We start from the raw sequence: 17,400 nt of genomic DNA, 5'->3' as shown, positions 1-17,400 counted from the left end.
CGGGGGGGTGGTTGGCCGGGGATGGTGGGCAGGATGCCCACCCTACGGCGTGCAGCCCGGACAAGGCATGATAGACATGCGCGTCGCTTTGGGCCGGGTCAGTCCAGCCGGCGGATCTGCAGCTGGTTGCCCGGGCCGTTGCGGGATTCGAAGATCTTCAGCTCGGTCACCAGTTCCGACAGCTTGCGCTTGCCATAGGTGCGGGTGTCGAAATCGGGATGCAGCGCGGTGATCTGCTGGCCGATCTGGCCCAACGTGACCCATTCGTCCTCCTGCTCGACGCTGTCCATGGCGCGCAGGATCAGCTTGCGCGCCTCGTCCAGCTTGCTTTCGGACTTGGGCGCGGGGGCCTTCTCGTCCTCGTTGCTGCCGAGGTTTTCCAGGTAGATGAACCGCTTGCAGGCCTTGCGGAAGGCTTCGTGGGTCTTCTTCTCGCCCATGCCGTAGACGCCCAGACCCTGTTCACGCAGCCGGTTGGCGAGCCGGATGAAGTCGCTGTCCGAGCTCACCAGCACGAAGCCGTCGAAACGACCCGAATGCATCAGGTCCATTGCGTCGATCACCAGCGCGATGTCGCTCGAGTTCTTCTTGACCGTGAAGCTGGGCTGGTGAATCGGGGTCAGGCCCAGGTCGCCCTGTTCCTTGGCCCAGGAGTTCATGCGGTCGGACGAAAAGTCGCCGTAGACGCGGCGGGCCGAAGCCTCGCCCAGGGTCGCGATCTCGTCAAAGATCGCCTTGGCGTATTTGGCGGGCACGTTGTCCGCGTCGATCAATACGGCCAGCAGGTGGTCGGGGTCAGCCATCGGTGAGGTCCTTCATCATGACCAGCGCGTCGACATAGCCGCCCTGGGGGTGGAGAAAGGCGCCAGGCAACCGCCCGACCACGTCGAACCCGGCCCGCAGCCATGTTTGCACGGCGCGCTGGTTCGTCTCCACCACGAAATTGTACTGCATGGCGCGGTATCCGGCGGTGCGGGCCGCGTCAAGCGAATGCGCCAGCATGGCGCGGGCGATGCCGCGGCCGCGCGCCTGGGGGGCGGTGATGTAGCCGCAGTTGCAGACATGCGCGCCGCCGCCCGCCGCGTTGGGGCGCAGGTAGTAGGTGCCCAGGACCTGCCCGCCGTCCTCGCAGACATATGTCGTCTTTTCCGGCGCCAGCCAGTAGGCCAGCGCGTCGTCGCGGCTGACGCCCGGGTCGATCGTATAGGTGTCGCCGGCGCGGAACACCGGTTCCAGCAGGTGCCAGATTGCGTCGTGGTCGCTGACTGTCGCGGGGCGGATCGTTGTCATGCGCGCGACCCTAGCAGCCTGCCAACCCGTTGCAAGGCCGGATTATTCCACCCTGCGGAAAGCCATTCCAAAAGGTTTGACCCCTTTCGATTCGGTCGGTAGGAATTTCCAGCAGCCCCGCTAGCTAAGTGGGGCACGAGGAGGACAAGACCCGCATGACCGACCAGCCCGTCACCATCGAGCGCGAGGGCGACATCGCCCTGATCCGGATCGACAACCCGCCCGTGAACGCCACCGGACAGGCCGTCCGTGCCGGGATCAAGGCCAGCATCGAAGAGCTGAACGCCGAGGGCAAGGCCCGCGCCATCGCCATCTACTGCGCCGGGCGGACCTTTGTCGCGGGCGCCGACATTCGCGAATTCGGCAAGCCGATGCAGCCGCCGGCGCTGCCCGACGTCTACAACACGGTCGAGAGCTCGGAGATCCCGGTCATCGCGATCATGCATGGCACCGCGCTGGGTGGCGGGTTCGAACTGGGGCTGTCCTCGCATGCGCGTATCGGCCTCACCGGCCTGCGCGTGGGCCTGCCCGAGGTGAACATCGGCGTCATCCCCGGCGCCAGCGGCACGCAACGCCTGCCGCGGCTGGCGGGCATTCCCTTCACGCTCGACATGGCGCTGTCGGGGCGGATGGTCCCGGCGGCCGAGGCGCTGGAGCATGGCGTGATTGACCAGCTTGTCGACGGCGATCCGCGCGATGTGGCGCTGACAAAGGCGCAGGAGGTCATCGACGGCACTCTCGTCACCCGCCGCACCGGCGCGTTGGAGACGACCCCCGACCCCGAGGCCATCGCCACCACCCGCGCCAAGCTGGAAAAGACCGCCGCGCATCTCTTTGCCCCGCATCGCGTGGTCGACGCGGTCGAGAAATCCACCGGCCCGATGGACGAAGGGCTCAAGTTCGAGCGCGCGCAGTTCATGGCCTGCATGGACACGCCGCAACGCGCCGGGCTGATCAACGCGTTTTTCGCGGAACGGGCCGTGGCGAACATCCCCGAGAAAAAGGAAACCCCGCGCGAGATCGCGAGCGTCGGCGTGATCGGCGGCGGCACCATGGGGTCGGGCATCGCGACCTCCTGCCTGCTGGCCGGGCTGCCGGTGACGCTGGTCGAGGTGGCGCAGGACGGGCTGGATCGCGGCGTCGCGACGATCACCAAGAACCTCCAGGGCGCGGTCAAGCGCGGCAAGCTGAGCGAGGCCAAGTACGATGCGACCATGGCCGCGCTGACCCCAACGCTGGCGATGGAGGACCTGGCCGAGGTCGATCTCGTGATCGAGGCGGTGTTCGAGAACATGGACGTCAAGAAAGAGATCTTCGGCAAGCTCGACACGATCTGCAAGCCGGGGGCGGTTCTGGCCTCGAACACCTCGTATCTCAACGTGGACGAGATCGCGGCGGCCACGGGCCGGCCGCAGGATGTGATCGGCCTGCACTTCTTTTCGCCCGCGCATGTGATGCGGCTGTTGGAAATCGTGGTGGCCGACAAGACGGACCCCGCCGTGGTCGCCACCGGCTTTGCGCTGGCCAAGCGGCTGAAAAAGATCGGCGTGCGCGCCGAGGTCTGCGACGGCTTCATCGGCAACCGCATCCTCGCGCATTATTCCAAGTCGGCCAGCTACATGGTGCTGGATGGCGCCTCGCCGCAACAGGTGGACGACGCTCTGGAAGCCTTCGGCTTTGCCATGGGGCCGAACCGGGTCGGCGACCTGGCCGGGCTCGACATCGGCTGGGCGAACCGCAAGCGGATGGCGGATCAGCGCCCGTCGAATGAACGCTACGCAGGCCTCGTGTCCGATGCGCTGTGCGAGAACGGCTGGTACGGGCGCAAGACTGGCAAGGGGTTCTACGTCTACGAAGACGGCAGGGAGACGGGGCCGAACCCGGCGCTGGGCGACATCCTCGAGGACGCCCGCGCCAAGGACGGCGCCCCGCAGCGCGATTACACCGACCAGGACATCGTCGACCGCTACATGACCGCCATGATCTCGGAAGCCGCCCGCGTGGTCGAGGACGGCATCGCCCTGCGTCCCATCGACGTGGATGCGGTGTTCCTCTTCGGCTACGGCTTCCCGCGCTTTCGCGGCGGGCCGCTGTGCTACGCCGACACCATCGGCGCGGCCGAGCTGATCCGGCGGATCGAAGCCTATGCGCAGGAGGATGCGCAGTACTGGCAGGTGCCCGAGATCCTGCGCCGCATGGCGGCGGAGGGCGGCACCTTTGCCGATCTCAACAGGGAGGGTTGAGGAATGGAGCTGAGCTATTCGGCCGAGGAGAAGGCCTTTCAAAGGGAGGTCCGCGACTGGCTCGCCTACACCCTGCCGTCTCATATCAGCGATGCCGTCCGGCGCGGCGGCGAGCTGACCAAGGCGATCATGGAGGAGTGGCACGCCTTGCTCCATGCCAAGGGCTGGCTGGCGACCACCTGGCCCGTGGAATTCGGCGGCACCGGCTGGACGCCGGTCGAGCGGCACATCTTCGAGGAAGAATGCTGCCGCGCCTATGCCCCGCGCATCGTGCCCTTCGGCACCAACATGCTGGGGCCGGTGCTGCACAAGTTCGGATCCAAGGAACAGCAGGACTACCACCTGCCGCGCATCCTGAACGGCGAGATCTGGTGGTGCCAGGGCTATTCCGAACCGGGCGCGGGGTCGGATCTGGCTTCGCTCAAAACCCGGGCCGTGCGCGAGGGCGATCACTACGTGGTCAACGGGCAGAAGACCTGGACCACGCTGGGCCAGCACGCCGACTGGATCTTCTGCCTTGTGCGCACCGACCCCGAGGTGAAGGCGCAGGAGGGCATCTCCTTCCTGCTGATCGACATGAAGACGCCGGGGATCGAGGTGCGCCCGATCAAGCTGATCGAGGGCGGCCACGAGGTGAACGAGGTGTTCTTTACCGACGTGAAGGTGCCGGCCGAGAACCTTGTCGGGCAAGAGAACAAGGGCTGGACCATAGCCAAGTACCTGCTGACCCACGAGCGGACCAACATCGCCAATGTCGGCTTCTCGATGCAGGCGCTGGAAGAGGTCAAGGCCCTCGCCCGCACCATGAAACGCCGCGGCCGTCCGCTGATCGAGGATCCGCTGTTCGCCGCCCGCATCGCCGAGGTGGAAATCCAGCTCGAGGCGATGAAGATCACCAACCTGCGGATGCTCTTCCAGGCGCAGCAGCAGGGGGCGCCGGGGCCGGAAACCTCGATCCTCAAGATCAAGGGCACGGTGATCTTCCAGGAACTGAAGGACCTCGCCCGCCGGGCGCTGGGCCCCATGGCCGCGCCCTTCCCCGGTCACGTGACCGAGGGCAACCTGATGTTCGGCCCGCCCGACACCGAACACAACGCCGCGCGCTATTTCAACAACCGCAAGACCTCGATCTACGGTGGGTCGAACGAGATCCAGCGCAATATCCTCACCAAGACGATGCTGGAGCTGTGACATGGACTTTTCGCTGACCGATGACCGCCGGATGTTGCAGGACAGCCTGACGCGGTTCCTTGCCGACAAGTACGGGGCCGAGCATCGGGTGAAAGTCGCCTACGAGGCGCCGTTCCATGACCCGGCACTGTGGGGAGAGTTGACCGAGCTGGGCGCGCTGTACGCGCTGGCCCCCGAGGCGCAGGGCGGCTTTGGCGGCACCGGCTTCGACATCTCGGTGGTGTTCGAGGCGCTGGGCCGCGCCATGTGCCCCGAGCCCGTTCTGGGCGCGCTCATGGCCTCGCGCCTGCTGGGCGCGGCGGGGGCTGAACAGGACGCGCTGCTTTCGGGTGCCACGAAATATGCCGTGGCGATTGCCGAACCCGATGCGCCCTATGACCTCGGGTCCATCGGCGTGACGGCCAAGGGCGACGGAGAGGCGATCACCCTCTCCGGCCGCAAGACCGCCATCTATGGCGGCCAGGTGGCCGAGATCTTCCTTGTCGTGGCTCTGATGAACGGCAAGCCGGCGGTGTTCGAGGTGCGCGCCGACCAGGCGCAGGTCGTGGGCTACGGGTTGATGGACGGTGGCGGCGCGGCCGAGCTCTTGCTCGACGACACGCCGGCGGCACTGCTGCTGGCCGACGCGGGTGCAGTCATCGAGTCGGCGGTCAACGCCGGCATCGTCGCGCTGGCAGCCGAGGCGGTGGGCCTCATGTCCGTCGCCCACGAGATGACCGTCGACTACCTGCGCCAGCGCAAACAGTTCGGTGTGACCATCGGCAAGTTCCAGGCGCTGCAACACCGCGCCGTCGACATGCTGACCGAGATCGAGCAATCCCGATCCCTCGTCATCAAGGCCGCGGCCGAGCTGGACGGGCCCGAGGCGTCCCGTTTCTGCGCCATGGTCAAGGCGCTGGTGGGCCGCGCCGGGCGGCTGGTGGCCGAAGAGGCGATCCAGATGCATGGCGGCATCGGCGTGACCTGGGAATACCCGCTGGCGCATTACGCCAAGCGGATCACGCTGCTGGATGCACAGCTGGGCGACACCGACCACCACCTCGGCACGCTGATCGACGGCTACAAGGCCGCATGACGTCATGACCAGGGGCGGGCCGCAGACCCGCCTCTGGCCTTACCGCACCTGCAAAGAGGCCCTATACGCCGGGCCCGCCCGGGCCTAGCGTCGCGCCATGAACGCGACTCACGATTCCGCCTATTCCTGGCTGCGCCTTGCCGTCACCCTGCTGATCGCCGCCACCGGCAATATCGGCATGTGGGCCATCATCACCATCATGCCGGCGATGCAGGCCGAATTCGGCGTGGACCGCGCCGATGCGGCGCTGCCCTACACGCTGACCATGCTGGGCTTTGCCCTTGGCAACCTGGTGATCGGCCGCGCGGTGGACCGCTTCGGCATCACCTGGTCGCTGAGCGGGGCGGCGGCGCTGATCTCGGCCAGTTTCGCGCTGTCGGCGCTGGCGCCGGGAATCTGGCTGGTCTCGATCATCCATTTCTTCGTCGGCTTCGGCACTGCAGCCAGTTTTGGCCCGCTGATCGCGGATATCTCGCACTGGTTCCTGCGCCGGCGCGGCATCGCGGTCGCCATCGCCGCCTCGGGCAATTACATCTCGGGCGCCTTCTGGCCCTGGGCCCTGTCGGGCCTTTTGGCGGCCGAAGGCTGGCGGGTCGTCTACCTGACCCTCGCCGCCGTGGTGATCTGCACGGTCATCCCGCTGTCTCTGCTCCTGCGCCGCCGCATCCCGCTCGAGGCCAGCGCCGCGTCGGACGCCGCCTCTGCCGCCCGCGTGGCCAGCGTCGGCCTGCCCAGCCGCACCCTCGCCATCCTGCTGGGCCTTGCGGGGATCGGCTGCTGCGTGGCCATGTCCATGCCGCAGGTCCATATCGTCAGTTATTGCGTCGACCTCGGTTACGGCCCCGCCGCCGGGGCCGAGATGCTGTCGCTGATGCTGCTGGGCGGCGTCGCCTCGCGCCTCGTATCGGGGCTCATTTCCGACAAGCTGGGCGGCGTGCGCACCGTGCTGATCGGCTCGGTCCTGCAATGCATCGGCCTCGCGCTCTACCTGCCATGGGACGGGCTCGCCTCGCTTTACATGGTCAGCCTGGTCTTCGGCCTCGCGCAGGGCGGGATCGTGCCGGGCTACGCGATCATCGTCCGCGAATACATGCCAGCCCGGGACGCCGGCACCTGGGTCGGCTTCGTCATGATGGCGACCGTGCTGGGCATGGCGCTGGGCGGCTGGATGTCCGGCTGGATCTATGACGTCACGGGCAGCTACCAGGCCGCCTTCTGGAACGGCATCGCCTGGAACCTGCTGAACATCGTGATCCTGGGGCTGATCCTGACCCGCACCCGCGCGCCCCGCACCGCCGTCCCCGCCTGACGCAACCCTGCGCCTCCGGCGGGAGTATTTCCGGAATAATGAAAGGGGCAGGCGCCCCAGTCTTCATTGTTTCGAAAATACCTTGGGGGGAGCGGGCTTGCCCGCGGGGGGCTAGCCCCCCCATGCCCGGTCTCAGTCCCGCGCGCCGGTCAGGTGCTGCGCGCCCCGCGCTTTCGCCAAGGCGATCTGCTTCTGCCGCTCGCGGAACCGCGCCTTGTCGGCGTCCGAGGTTTCATCGACGCAGAGGTGGCAGGCGACGCCGTCCTCGTATTCGGGCCGCGCGCGATCCTCGGGCAGGATCGGCCGGCGGCAGGCGCGGCAGAGGATATGCGGCCCCTCGGCCAGCCCGTGCCCGACCGACACCCGTTCGTCGAAGACGAAGCACGCGCCCTGCCAGGCGCTCTCCTCGGCCGGCACCTCTTCGAGGTACTTCAGGATGCCGCCCTTGAGGTGGTAGACATCCGCCACGCCCTGGCCCAGCAGCCAGTTGGTCGATTTCTCGCAACGGATGCCGCCGGTGCAGAACATCGCCACCCGCTTGTTGTGGAACCGGTCCTTGTTCGCCTCCCACCACGCCGGGAAGTCGCGGAAGCTCTCGGTCTGCGGGTCCACCGCCCCATCGAAGGTGCCGATGGCCACCTCGTAATCGTTGCGTGTGTCGATCACGACCACGTCCTCGGACCGGATCAGGTCGTTCCAATCCTGCGGCTCGACGTAATGGCCGACGCGCGCCAGCGGGTCCACGTCGGGCTGGCCCATGGTCACGATCTCCTTCTTCAGCCGCACCTTCATGCGGGGGAAGGGCGGATGATCGGCGGCGCTTTCCTTCCACTCGAGATCGGCGCAGCCCGGCAGGGCGCGCACATGCGCCAGCACCGCGTCGATCCCGGCGCGGGGGCCGGCGATGGTGCCGTTGATGCCTTCGCGCGCCAGCAGCAGCGTGCCGCGCACGTCATGCCGCGCGCACAGCGCCTCGAGCGGGGCTTTCAGCGCGGCCGGGTCGGGAAAGCGGGTGAAGTGGTAGAGGGCAGCGATCGTGTACATGCGCGCGGCATAAACCCGGCCGGGCCCGCCGCGCAAGAGGCCGCCGTGCCGCATCGCCGCCGTTGACCTTGGCCTCTGCGTCGGTAGGGTGGCCCCGGAACCAGCCAAGGGGGCCCCATGCACGCGCTTCTCGTCATTGATGTCCAGACCGATTTCTGCCCCGGCGGCGCGCTGGCCGTGGCCGATGGTGATGCCATCGTGCCCGGGATCAACGCGTTGATGGAGGGGTTCGACGCCGTGATCCTGACGCAGGACTGGCACCCGGCGGGGCATTCGTCCTTCGCCTCGTCCCACCCCGGCAAGGGACCGTTCGAGACCTACGAGGCGCCTTACGGCACCCAGGTGCTCTGGCCCGACCATTGCGTGCAGGGAACGACAGGCGCGGCCTTTCATCCCGGCCTGCGCACGGATGCGGACCTGATCATCCGCAAGGGGTTCCGGCCCGCGATCGACAGCTATTCGGCCTTTTTCGAAAACGACCACGAGACGCCGACGGGACTCGAGGGCTACCTGCGCACGCGCGGGATCGACAAGTTGACGCTGGTCGGGCTGGCGACGGATTTCTGCGTCAACTTCTCGGCCGTGGATGCGGCGAAACTGGGGTTCGACGTCGAGGTCCGGCTGGACCTCTGTCGCGCCATCGACATGGAAGGATCGCTGGCCGCCGCGCTGGACGGGATGCGGGGCGCCGGATGCCGCCTCACAGGCGCCTGATACCGGAAAATTAACGGCTTTGCGGTTAGACCGATGCCTCAGGAAGAGGCCCCGGACGTCACCGCGAGCGCATGCAGGTCACCACGCCCACCACATCGGACGCGCTCTCGGCGTTCGAGGAACGGAATTCCCGCCGGGGGCGGCTGATCGGCTATGTCCGCAGCCGCACGCACAGCTTTGTGGCCCGGCAGGTGGTGACACTGATGGGGCTGGTCCTAGTCTGGGCCGTCTTCGACCCGGTGATCGCGCTGGCGGCACATCTCACGCCCGCCGTCTTCGACCTGGCCGAGCTGGGCGCAATGCGGGTGCTGGTCCGCCGGCTGGACACGCCCGCCCGGGTGGACAGGGCGCGGGCGATCCTGATCGGCTTCGGGCTGATGCATTCCGCCTCGGTCGCCTTCGGGGTCATCCTGATCACCTCGACCGCGCCGCCGGGAGATCCGCTGCTTTACAACCTCGGCCTGCTGACGGGCCTGATGATGAATGCCGGCGTCGACACGCGGCTGATCTACTGGCCCAATTACCTGCGGGGCCTCGTGCTGGTGCTGGCTGGCGTCGCCGTGCTAATCATCGACGTGATCCGCAGCGGCAACGTGATGGCGGTGCTGCCCGATTTCGTCGGCGCCGCGATCATCATGTTCTCGACCCGGCGGCTGCTGAACATCACGCTGACGACCCTGTCCAAGGGGCGGATGGCACAGCGCGAGGTGCTGCTGGGCCAGCAGCGCACCGAGCAGGCGAACCTCGACCTGACCCGCCAGAAGGACGAGCTGCTGCTGCTGTCGCTGGTCGCGCGCCACACCCAGGACCTGGTCGTCGTGACCGACCCGAAGGCGCGCATCCTCTGGGTCAACACCGCGTTCGAGGAGTTCTTTGGCGTCACGCTTGACCAGGTGAAGGGCGACCCGCCGTCCAAATACAACGCGAGCCCCAATTCCGACCCCGAGTCGCTGCGCCGCATCTTTCGCGCCGCGGCCGAACGGCGCCCCTACCGCACCCCCCTGCTGGTGCGCAACGGCGCCGGAGAGGACCGCTGGACCGATTTCCAGCTGGTCCCCATCATCGGCGAGGGGGGCGACATCGTGAACGCCATCTCGGTCCAGCGCGACATCACCGAGGCGCGCGAAGCCGCCCGCCAGCTGATGGAGGCGAAGCTGACCGCCGAGGCGAGCGAGCGGACCAAGGCCGATTTCCTGGCCACCATGAGCCACGAGATCCGCACGCCGATGAACGCGGTGATCGGCATGGCGGACCTGCTGGGCGCCACTGCGCTGGACCGGGAACAAAAGCTCTATGCCGAAACGATCCGGTCCTCGGCCGACTCCCTGCTGAGCATCATCAACGACATCCTCGACTATTCCAAGCTGGACGCGGGCAAGTTGACGATCGACCCCGCGCCCATGTCGTTGCGGGCCTGCATCTCGGACGCGGTCGGGCTGCTGCGCCCGCAGGCGTCGCAAAAGCGGCTGACCTTCGACCTGGACCTGTCGGGCGGCATCCCGGCCAGTGTGCTGGGCGATGCCGGGCGCATCCGGCAGATCCTGGTCAACCTCATCGGCAACGCGATCAAGTTCACCGAGCAGGGCGGCGTGTCGGTCACCGCCCGGTACGAGCGCGTCGAGGATGCCCAGCGCGCCGTGATCGAGGTGCGCGACACCGGCCCCGGGATCCCCGAGGCGCGGCTGGAGCATATCTTCGAAAAGTTCAGCCAGGCCGAGGGCGCCACGACCCGGCGCTACGGTGGCACCGGGCTGGGCCTGACGATCTCGCGCCTGCTGGCGCGCGGCATGGGCGGCGACATCACCGTCCGGTCGACCCTGGGCGAGGGGTCGACATTCACCGTGTCGCTGACCCTGCCCATGGCCGAGCGCGCCGAGCTTCCCGCCCCCAGGCCCGCCGACCCGCCCAGGTCCGAGCCGGACCCGGCGCTGCTGCGCGGCCTGTCGGTGCTGGTGGCCGAGGACAACCGCACCAACCGCCTGCTGGTCGAACGCTACCTCAGGGGCCTGCCCATTGGCCTCAGTTTTGCCGCCAACGGCCGCGAGGCGGTGGCCGAGACTCTGCGCCTTGCACCGGACGTGGTCTTCATGGACATGTCCATGCCCGAGATGGACGGGCTCGAGGCCACGCGCCAGATCCGCGCCGATCCCGAGGCGCCGCAACCGCGCATCATCGCGCTGACGGCAAATGCCTTCGCCTCGGACCGCGAGCTGTGCCTGGCCGCCGGGATGGACGATTTCCTTGCCAAGCCGATCCGACGCGCCGACCTGCTGGATCAGCTGCATGGCGTGGCGACCGGCGTCCTGCCCCCGCCCGACGCCACGGCCTCGGGCGGCCAGAATCGTTAACCCTTTCCTTGTGCTGTCAACTTTGCTCTAAACAGCTCCGCGCAAGGAGGACATCCCATGGTCGACATCGCGACACGTGTCTGGAACCACAAGTGGAAGATCGACCCGATCGTCCGCTCGCTCATCGACACGGATTTCTACAAGCTGCTGATGTGCCAGTCGGTGTTCCACAACAAGCCCGACGTGACGGTCAGCTTTTCGCTGATCAACCGCAGCAAGACCATCCGCCTGGCCGAGATGATCGACGAGGGAGAGCTGCGCGAACAACTTGACCACGTGCGGTCGCTGCGCCTGACCCGGGGCGAGTCGACCTGGCTGCGCGGGAACATGTTCTACGGCAAGCGGCAGATGTTCCGGCCGGACTTCATGGAATGGTTCGAAAACCTGCAACTGCCGCCCTACCACCTGGAAAAGCGCGATGGCCAGTACGAGCTGACCTTCGAAGGCAGCTGGCCCGAGGTCATGCTGTGGGAAATCCCGGCGCTGGCCGTGCTGATGGAGCTGCGCGGCCGCGCCGTCCTCAAGGACATGGGCCGGTTCGAGCTGCAGGTGCTTTACGCCCGCGCCATGACCAAGCTTTGGGAAAAGGTCGAGCGGCTGCGCGGGATCGAGGGCCTGCGCATCGCCGATTTCGGCACCCGTCGCCGGCATTCGTTCCTCTGGCAGGATTGGTGCGTGCAGGCGATGCTGGAAGGGCTGGGCGGCGCCTTCACCGGCACCTCGAATTGCCTGATCGCCCGCAACCGCGACCTCGAGGCGGTCGGCACCAATGCCCACGAGCTGCCCATGGTCTACGCCGCCCTGGCCGAGGATGACGCGGCCCTCGCCCGCGCGCCCTACGACGTGCTGTCCGACTGGCACGCCGAGCACGAGGGCAACCTGCGCATCATCCTGCCCGACACCTACGGGACCGAGGGCTTCCTGGACCGCGCGCCTGACTGGCTGACCCAGTGGACCGGCATCCGCATCGATTCAGGCGACCCGGCCGCCGGGGCCGAGGCCGCGATCCGCTGGTGGCAAAGCCGTGGCGAGGACCCGATGACCAAGCTGGTGATCTTTTCCGACGGGCTGGACGTGGAGAACATCGTCGCCCTGCACCGCCAGTTCGCGGGTCGGGTGAAGGTGTCGTTTGGCTGGGGCACGAACCTGACCAACGACTTCCGCGGGCTGGTTCCGGACGGCGGGCTCGACGCGTTCTCGCTGGTCTGCAAGGCGGTCTCGGCCAACGGCCGGCCCACGGTCAAGCTGTCCGACAACCCGGAAAAGGCGATGGGCCCGGCGGACGAGATCGCGCGCTACAAGCGCGTGTTCGGGGTGGGAGAGCAGGTGCGGCGGGAAGTCCTGGTGTGAGTTCCGGAACCCCGTGTTCCCAGAACGACCCCGACCGGGCGACGCGGCCCCATCAAGGCCCCTAGGCTGCGTCACAGGTCCAGGTCTTGCGAACCTGTTGGAGTGGACGACGTGCCGGAGATTTGACCGGCACGGCAATAGCCCGCGCGATTCAAACCCGCCGCACTCCACTCATGAGGGAAAATCCTTGATCTGCGCACGGCAAAGCGCGACCCTCCGCCCCAGACGACAGGCCCATCGGCGCATGTTCGCTGACCCTTGCTTCTATCGGAAGGCCCTGGAGAGACCCGGGCTCGTCTGATTTTGTAAGCAGGAGAATTCGAATGCCAACACTTGGTCCCATCACCTTTGACGACGATGCTTTCGCCGACGCGGTCTTCCCGAACAGCGGCACGCCTTTCACTTCGGATTTCAGCGGCCTCATCGGGTCGAGCAACCAGAGCTTTGCCGATCTCGGCACCTTCAACAATTCCCCCACGGTCGAGGTCGTCTTTACCGACAACGTGGCGGTGAACGGGGCCGGGGCGGACATCTTCGTCTACGTCCCCGGCGAGGTCTTTGCCATCGGCGTCTCGCTCAGTGCCGATTTCGACCCGGCCAACACGTCGTCCTTCAACGCCAACCTGGCGGACTCCGAGATCTTCCTGGACGACAGCCCGCGCAACCCCTTCCTGTTCAATCCGAACTCGGCCCTGCTCGCCGTGGATCTCAGCGATCTCGGGGTGGCGGAGGGCGCGGAGGTCAGCTCGATCTTCCTGCGGCGCGGTGACATCGAAGGCGCCATCTACGGCGTCGGGGCCGTCAACAGCGGCGCGGCCACGCCCGCCACGGGCACCGACGGGGCCGACCGGCTGCTTGGCTCCCCGGGCGCCGATGTCCTGGACGGGCTCGGCGGCCGTGACACGATCTACGGCTATGGCGGGGGCGACCTGATCACGGGCGGATTGGGCGGTGACGTGCTCGACGGCGGAGACGGGGTCGACACGCTGATCGGCGGCGACCGCAACGACCTGGTGCTGGGCGGGGTCGGCGGCGACAGCATGGAGGGCAACGCGGGCGACGACACGCTCGAGGGCCACGACGGGGCCGACACGATCGCCGGCGGGACGGGCGGCGACCTGATCTCGGGCTACAGGGGCAACGACCTGCTCTATGGCGGGAACGGCTACGATTCGCTGCACGGAGGCGATGGCGACGACACGGTGTTCGGCGGCAACGGCCAGGATTCGGTGCGCCTGGGCGATGGCGACGACGTCTTCGAGGACAACGCGCAGCCGGGCCCGTGGAACAACGACTCGGTCTGGGGCGAGGACGGCGATGACATCATCCTTGGCGGCAACGGGTTCGACCTGTTCAACGGCGGCAGCGGCGGCGATTACATCCGCGGCGGCAAGGGGTTCGACACGATTGATGGCGGCGACCAGTCCGACACGCTGGACGGCAATGACGGCAACGACCTGATCAACGGCGGGCGCGGCTCGGATTACGCGGTGCTGGGCAAGGGTGCGGACGTCTGGCAGGACGCTGCACAGACCACCTTCGGCGACGACCAGGTGTTCGGCGGCGGCGGCTGGGACACGATCGAGTCGCTGGCCGGCAACGACACGCTGACCGGCGGCGCGGGAAGCGACAGCTTCGTGCTTGGCAACCTCAGCTTTGACGACCTGGTGGGCGACGTCCTGATCACCGACTTCGCGGTGGGCGAGGACGAGCTCAGCTTCACCGGCGCGCTCTGGAGCGGTCCGCTGACGCAAGGAGAGCTTGACGCGCGCGCCGCGCTGGTTGACGGCGACCTGGTGCTGACGCTCGACACCGGGGCGACGGTGACGCTGGACGGGGTGACCTCCACCGCCGGGCTGCTGGGCGATATCGTGCTGCTCTGACCCGGCGGGGGGGCCGCGTCAGGCCATCACCGCCTCGATCAGCTGCGGGCCCCGGGGGCGATCCTCGGGGGCCAGCGCGGCGGCCAGTTCGGCGCAGGTGGTGACGCGCGTGGCGCGCAGGCCGAAGCCGCGGGCGATGGCGCACCAGTCCATCACCGGCTGGTCAAGCTCCAGCAGCGGGTTGGGCCCCTTGGATGGATCGAGCGCGCCGACGCGCTCCATCTCGCCCTTGAGGATCTGGTAAGAGGCGTTGGCGCAGATCACCACGTCCACGTCCAGCATCTCGCGCTGCATCGACCAGAGGGCTTGCAGGGTGTAGCTGGCCGAGCCGTCGCCGTTCAGCGACAGGATCGGCCGGTCCTTGCAGGCGGTCGCGGCGCCCAGCGTCAGCGGCAGCCCCGCGCCGATGGACCCGCCGACGTTGATCAGGAAATCGTGCTGCGGGGCCGTTCGGGCCAGCTCGTAAAAGCCGCGTGTCGAGGTGATGCCCTCGTCGATCACGACATGGCCGGGGCGCAGGGCGCGGGTGAGCGTGGCACACAGGTTCGGGACCGTCAGCGGGCCGTCGGGCGCATCGGGCAGCTGCAGGTCGGGCGTTTCGGGCGCGGTCTCAAGCGCTCCGGTGGCGGCGACCAGCGCATGGGCGGCGGCCAACAGGTCCATCGTCCGGTCGGCGAGATCGAGGATGGCGCAGTCCTCGGGGACCACGCGGCTGGGCTTGCCCGGGTAGGCAAAGAAGGCGACGGGCTCGCGCGCGCCCAGCAGGATCAGCTGGTCGTAGCCCTGCAGCATCGCCACGGCCAGATCGACGGGAAAGGGGATGCGGGTGATCGTCGGCCGCCCCGCGCCGCCGTCCAGCCGGCCCGTGGCGTAGGGGGCAAAAAGCGTGGCGCCGGTATGGGCGGTGATCCTTCCGGCAAGGTCCAGCCCCTCGCCGTGGCACAGCGCGCCGCCAAGGACGAGGCCGGTCTTCTTGCCATTGCCGAGCCACCGGGCGGCCTCGGCGATCATGCCCGCCTCGACCTGCGGGAAACTCGCGGGGGGCACCGCGTCGCCCGCGCCGTGGCTGCCCGACCAGGCGCTGTCGGCCGGCAGGATCAGCGAAGCGATGCCGCGCGCCTGCGCCGCGGCGATGGCGTCGCGGGTGTCGGGGGCAAGGCTGGGGGCGTCGGGCGAGGTGTGGACCCAGTCGGAACAGGCGGCGGCCAGCGCCTCGATATCCGAGTTGAGCGGCGCGTCGAGGCCCTTGTGGAAGGTCGCGTGGTCGCCGATCACGTTGAGGATGCCGGTGCCGGCCTTGCGCGCGTTGTGCAGGTTGGCAATGCCATTGCCGAGGCCGGGCCCGAGGTGCAGCAGCGTGACCGCCGGCTTGCCGGTCATCCGGCCGTAGCCATCGGCGGCGCCGGTCACGACCCCTTCGAAGAGACACAGCACCCGGTCCATCTGCGGATAGTCGTCCAATGCGGCGACGAAGTGCATTTCCGACGTGCCGGGGTTGGCGAAACAGGTGTCGATGCCCGAGGCCAGAAGGGTCTCGATCAGGTCGTGGGCGCCCGTGCGGGTATTCATGTGCCGTCCTCTCGCGGGGAATTTGGCGGCATCGTGGGGGGCGGGGCGCCCAGACGCAAGGGGGGCGCTTGGCGGAAGGCGCGAATGGGGGCCAGCCCCCATACCCCCGGAGTTTATCGGCAAGATGAAAAGGGATCGGGGCGCCCCTGCCTTTCACTTTTCCCGAAATACTCCCGCCGGAGGCTTTCGCGCCTTGGCGCGAAATCACTGAACGCAGCGCGAGGGGCCTGCCCCTCGCGCGCCCCGGAGTAATTCCAGAATAATGAAGGGCGGGCCGGCGCCTAGACCATCTTGATGACGGTCTTGTCGATGGCCAGGACATAGCCGCGGCGGGCAATGGTCTTGACCAAAAGCTCGCTGACCAGCTGGTTGCCGAGCGCGTCGCGCAGGCGCTTGATGCGGGTGGCGCCGGCGGCTTCCTCGCAGTCGCTGGCGTCGCGGCCCGAGATGATGCCCTCGATCTCGGCGCCGGTGAGCACGTCGTCGTCCATGCGCGCCTCAGCCAGGATCGACAGCGTCTCCATCGCCGCCTCGGTCAGCTTGAAACCCATGGTGTTGATGTAGACCGTGCGTTCCTCGCGGCTGATCATCAGCTCGCTCACCTGGATGCCCGAGCGTTCGATCTGCGCCATGCGGCGGTTCAGCACCACCAGCCCCACCAGGAACACCAGCGCCGCGATCATCATCGCGGTCGCAAAGACCAGCAGGATGAAGATCACCACCCGGTAGCTGGCCAGCGTGTCGGAAAAGGCCGTGCCGGACTGCGCGAGGATCTCGAGCAGCTTGATCTCGGCCTCGGAGGTCAGGTTGTCGTTCTCGACGAAGATCCGTTCGACCCGGGTGTTGAAGGCGTTTGCGTCGGGCAGGGTGAAGACGAGGAAGGCCGAGACCACCCCCAGCACCATCACGATGGCGGCGATGCCAAGCGCGACGATGCGGCTGCCCGAGCGACGGGCCTCAATAGCGGAGGTAGAAGTTTCCCGCACTCGCCTTCCTTTCCTTCAGCCCGTCCTCGTCAAACACCGACACCACGTTGAGCAGGGTCCAGCCGGCCGCGTCGAGGCGCGGGCGCAGTGCGCGTTCGGCAGCGTCTTCCGTGCAGCGGCCGGTGATCTCGGCGACACCGTAGTGCAGGCGCAGGGGCTTGTCCTGCTTGGCCTTGTAATCGGCGTAGCAGGCGGCCTGGGCGGCACCCGAAAGCGCCAGCACGAAGCCGATGGAAAGGAGGATGGGGCGGGTCATGGCAGCCTCTGTTGAGATGGGCCGACAATGCGTGCCGAGCCGCGGTTATTCAATAACCAAAGGGGTATGGAGCGGTTGATATGCGATAACAGGGGGCTGTTATTGCCCGATTTCGGGGGCCGGGGCGAGGGTCGAGTCATCG

Annotated in this window: 14 protein-coding genes; 8 read left to right on the top strand and 6 right to left on the bottom strand. The window is 67.6% G+C overall.

What is annotated here, in order from left to right; genetic code table 11:
* Positions 1 to 98: 98 nt before the first annotated feature.
* Both MF270_RS09645 and MF270_RS09640 read right to left on the bottom strand, forming a co-directional pair.
* Positions 99 to 803, bottom strand: a complete 705-nt coding sequence (locus MF270_RS09645; RefSeq protein WP_238365669.1) for an NYN domain-containing protein — start codon at positions 801 to 803, stop codon at positions 99 to 101.
* A complete protein-coding gene (locus MF270_RS09640; RefSeq protein WP_238365668.1) occupies positions 796 to 1,290 on the bottom strand; it encodes a GNAT family N-acetyltransferase in 495 nt (164 codons plus the stop codon). The genes MF270_RS09645 and MF270_RS09640 overlap by 8 nt, the downstream gene beginning before the upstream one ends.
* Positions 1,291 to 1,445: 155 nt before the next feature.
* Between MF270_RS09640 and MF270_RS09635 the strand changes: the two genes are divergently transcribed.
* The 4 genes from MF270_RS09635 (at position 1,446) to MF270_RS09620 (ending at position 7,108) form a co-directional block, all read left to right on the top strand.
* The gene (locus MF270_RS09635) at positions 1,446 to 3,533 is read left to right on the top strand and encodes a 3-hydroxyacyl-CoA dehydrogenase NAD-binding domain-containing protein (protein ID WP_238365667.1); all 2,088 of its coding nucleotides are present in this window, start codon (positions 1,446 to 1,448) and stop codon (positions 3,531 to 3,533) included.
* 3 nt (positions 3,534 to 3,536) lie between these two features.
* Positions 3,537 to 4,724, top strand: coding sequence for an acyl-CoA dehydrogenase family protein (locus MF270_RS09630; RefSeq protein WP_238365666.1), 1,188 nt, complete (start codon positions 3,537 to 3,539; stop codon positions 4,722 to 4,724).
* Between the two features lies 1 nt (position 4,725).
* A complete protein-coding gene (locus MF270_RS09625) occupies positions 4,726 to 5,799 on the top strand; it encodes an acyl-CoA dehydrogenase family protein (RefSeq protein WP_238365665.1) in 1,074 nt (357 codons plus the stop codon).
* Between the two features lie 97 nt (positions 5,800 to 5,896).
* Positions 5,897 to 7,108 (top strand): MFS transporter, encoded by a 1,212-nt coding sequence (locus MF270_RS09620; protein ID WP_238365664.1) that lies wholly within the window; start codon positions 5,897 to 5,899, stop codon positions 7,106 to 7,108.
* A 132-nt stretch (positions 7,109 to 7,240) separates the two neighbouring features.
* Here the strand turns inward: MF270_RS09620 and trhO are convergent, their stop codons facing one another.
* Entirely contained in the window at positions 7,241 to 8,152 is a 912-nt protein-coding gene (gene trhO / locus MF270_RS09615) for an oxygen-dependent tRNA uridine(34) hydroxylase TrhO (RefSeq protein ID WP_238365663.1), read from the bottom strand.
* A gap of 117 nt (positions 8,153 to 8,269) precedes the next feature.
* On the opposite strand from trhO, the gene pncA reads away from it, so the two are divergent.
* The 4 genes from pncA (at position 8,270) to MF270_RS09595 (ending at position 14,447) form a co-directional block, all read left to right on the top strand.
* Positions 8,270 to 8,866 (top strand): bifunctional nicotinamidase/pyrazinamidase, encoded by a 597-nt coding sequence (pncA, locus tag MF270_RS09610; RefSeq protein WP_238365662.1) that lies wholly within the window; start codon positions 8,270 to 8,272, stop codon positions 8,864 to 8,866.
* A gap of 71 nt (positions 8,867 to 8,937) precedes the next feature.
* Complete coding sequence (locus MF270_RS09605; RefSeq protein ID WP_238365661.1) at positions 8,938 to 11,214, top strand: hybrid sensor histidine kinase/response regulator; 2,277 nt, start codon at positions 8,938 to 8,940, stop codon at positions 11,212 to 11,214.
* Positions 11,215 to 11,271: 57 nt separating this feature from the next.
* Positions 11,272 to 12,564 (top strand): nicotinate phosphoribosyltransferase, encoded by a 1,293-nt coding sequence (gene pncB / locus MF270_RS09600; protein WP_238365660.1) that lies wholly within the window; start codon positions 11,272 to 11,274, stop codon positions 12,562 to 12,564.
* A 323-nt stretch (positions 12,565 to 12,887) separates the two neighbouring features.
* Positions 12,888 to 14,447, top strand: a complete 1,560-nt coding sequence (locus MF270_RS09595; protein ID WP_238365659.1) for a calcium-binding protein — start codon at positions 12,888 to 12,890, stop codon at positions 14,445 to 14,447.
* Positions 14,448 to 14,465: 18 nt separating this feature from the next.
* On the opposite strand, the gene MF270_RS09590 is transcribed toward MF270_RS09595, so the two are convergent.
* The 3 genes from MF270_RS09590 to MF270_RS09580 all read right to left on the bottom strand — a co-directional run bounded on the left by MF270_RS09590 (position 14,466) and on the right by MF270_RS09580 (position 17,258).
* Positions 14,466 to 16,016, bottom strand: a complete 1,551-nt coding sequence (locus tag MF270_RS09590; protein ID WP_238365658.1) for an acetolactate synthase large subunit — start codon at positions 16,014 to 16,016, stop codon at positions 14,466 to 14,468.
* A gap of 281 nt (positions 16,017 to 16,297) precedes the next feature.
* A complete protein-coding gene (locus MF270_RS09585) occupies positions 16,298 to 17,002 on the bottom strand; it encodes a winged helix-turn-helix domain-containing protein (RefSeq protein WP_238365657.1) in 705 nt (234 codons plus the stop codon).
* Positions 16,974 to 17,258, bottom strand: a complete 285-nt coding sequence (locus tag MF270_RS09580; RefSeq protein ID WP_238365656.1) for a hypothetical protein — start codon at positions 17,256 to 17,258, stop codon at positions 16,974 to 16,976. Before MF270_RS09580 ends, MF270_RS09585 begins: the two co-directional genes overlap by 29 nt.
* Positions 17,259 to 17,400 lie beyond the last annotated feature (142 nt).

The sequence above is a fragment of the Mesobacterium pallidum genome, assembly GCF_019966535.1.
Classification (GTDB): domain Bacteria; phylum Pseudomonadota; class Alphaproteobacteria; order Rhodobacterales; family Rhodobacteraceae; genus Mesobacterium; species Mesobacterium pallidum.
Note: the sequence above shows the minus strand (reverse complement) of the source record. Positions and strands in the feature narration are given on the sequence as shown.

Excerpts from the sequence above, each read along its gene's own strand:
- MF270_RS09645 (WP_238365669.1), bottom strand. The coding sequence starts at position 803 with ATGGCTGACCCCGACCACCTGCTGGCCGTATTGATCGACGCGGACAAC.
- MF270_RS09640 (WP_238365668.1), bottom strand. The coding sequence starts at position 1,290 with ATGACAACGATCCGCCCCGCGACAGTCAGCGACCACGACGCAATCTGG.
- MF270_RS09635 (WP_238365667.1), top strand. The coding sequence starts at position 1,446 with ATGACCGACCAGCCCGTCACCATCGAGCGCGAGGGCGACATCGCCCTG.
- MF270_RS09630 (WP_238365666.1), top strand. The coding sequence starts at position 3,537 with ATGGAGCTGAGCTATTCGGCCGAGGAGAAGGCCTTTCAAAGGGAGGTC.
- MF270_RS09625 (WP_238365665.1), top strand. The coding sequence starts at position 4,726 with ATGGACTTTTCGCTGACCGATGACCGCCGGATGTTGCAGGACAGCCTG.
- MF270_RS09620 (WP_238365664.1), top strand. The coding sequence starts at position 5,897 with ATGAACGCGACTCACGATTCCGCCTATTCCTGGCTGCGCCTTGCCGTC.
- trhO (WP_238365663.1), bottom strand. The coding sequence starts at position 8,152 with ATGTACACGATCGCTGCCCTCTACCACTTCACCCGCTTTCCCGACCCG.
- pncA (WP_238365662.1), top strand. The coding sequence starts at position 8,270 with ATGCACGCGCTTCTCGTCATTGATGTCCAGACCGATTTCTGCCCCGGC.
- MF270_RS09605 (WP_238365661.1), top strand. The coding sequence starts at position 8,938 with ATGCAGGTCACCACGCCCACCACATCGGACGCGCTCTCGGCGTTCGAG.
- pncB (WP_238365660.1), top strand. The coding sequence starts at position 11,272 with ATGGTCGACATCGCGACACGTGTCTGGAACCACAAGTGGAAGATCGAC.
- MF270_RS09595 (WP_238365659.1), top strand. The coding sequence starts at position 12,888 with ATGCCAACACTTGGTCCCATCACCTTTGACGACGATGCTTTCGCCGAC.
- MF270_RS09590 (WP_238365658.1), bottom strand. The coding sequence starts at position 16,016 with ATGAATACCCGCACGGGCGCCCACGACCTGATCGAGACCCTTCTGGCC.
- MF270_RS09580 (WP_238365656.1), bottom strand. The coding sequence starts at position 17,258 with ATGACCCGCCCCATCCTCCTTTCCATCGGCTTCGTGCTGGCGCTTTCG.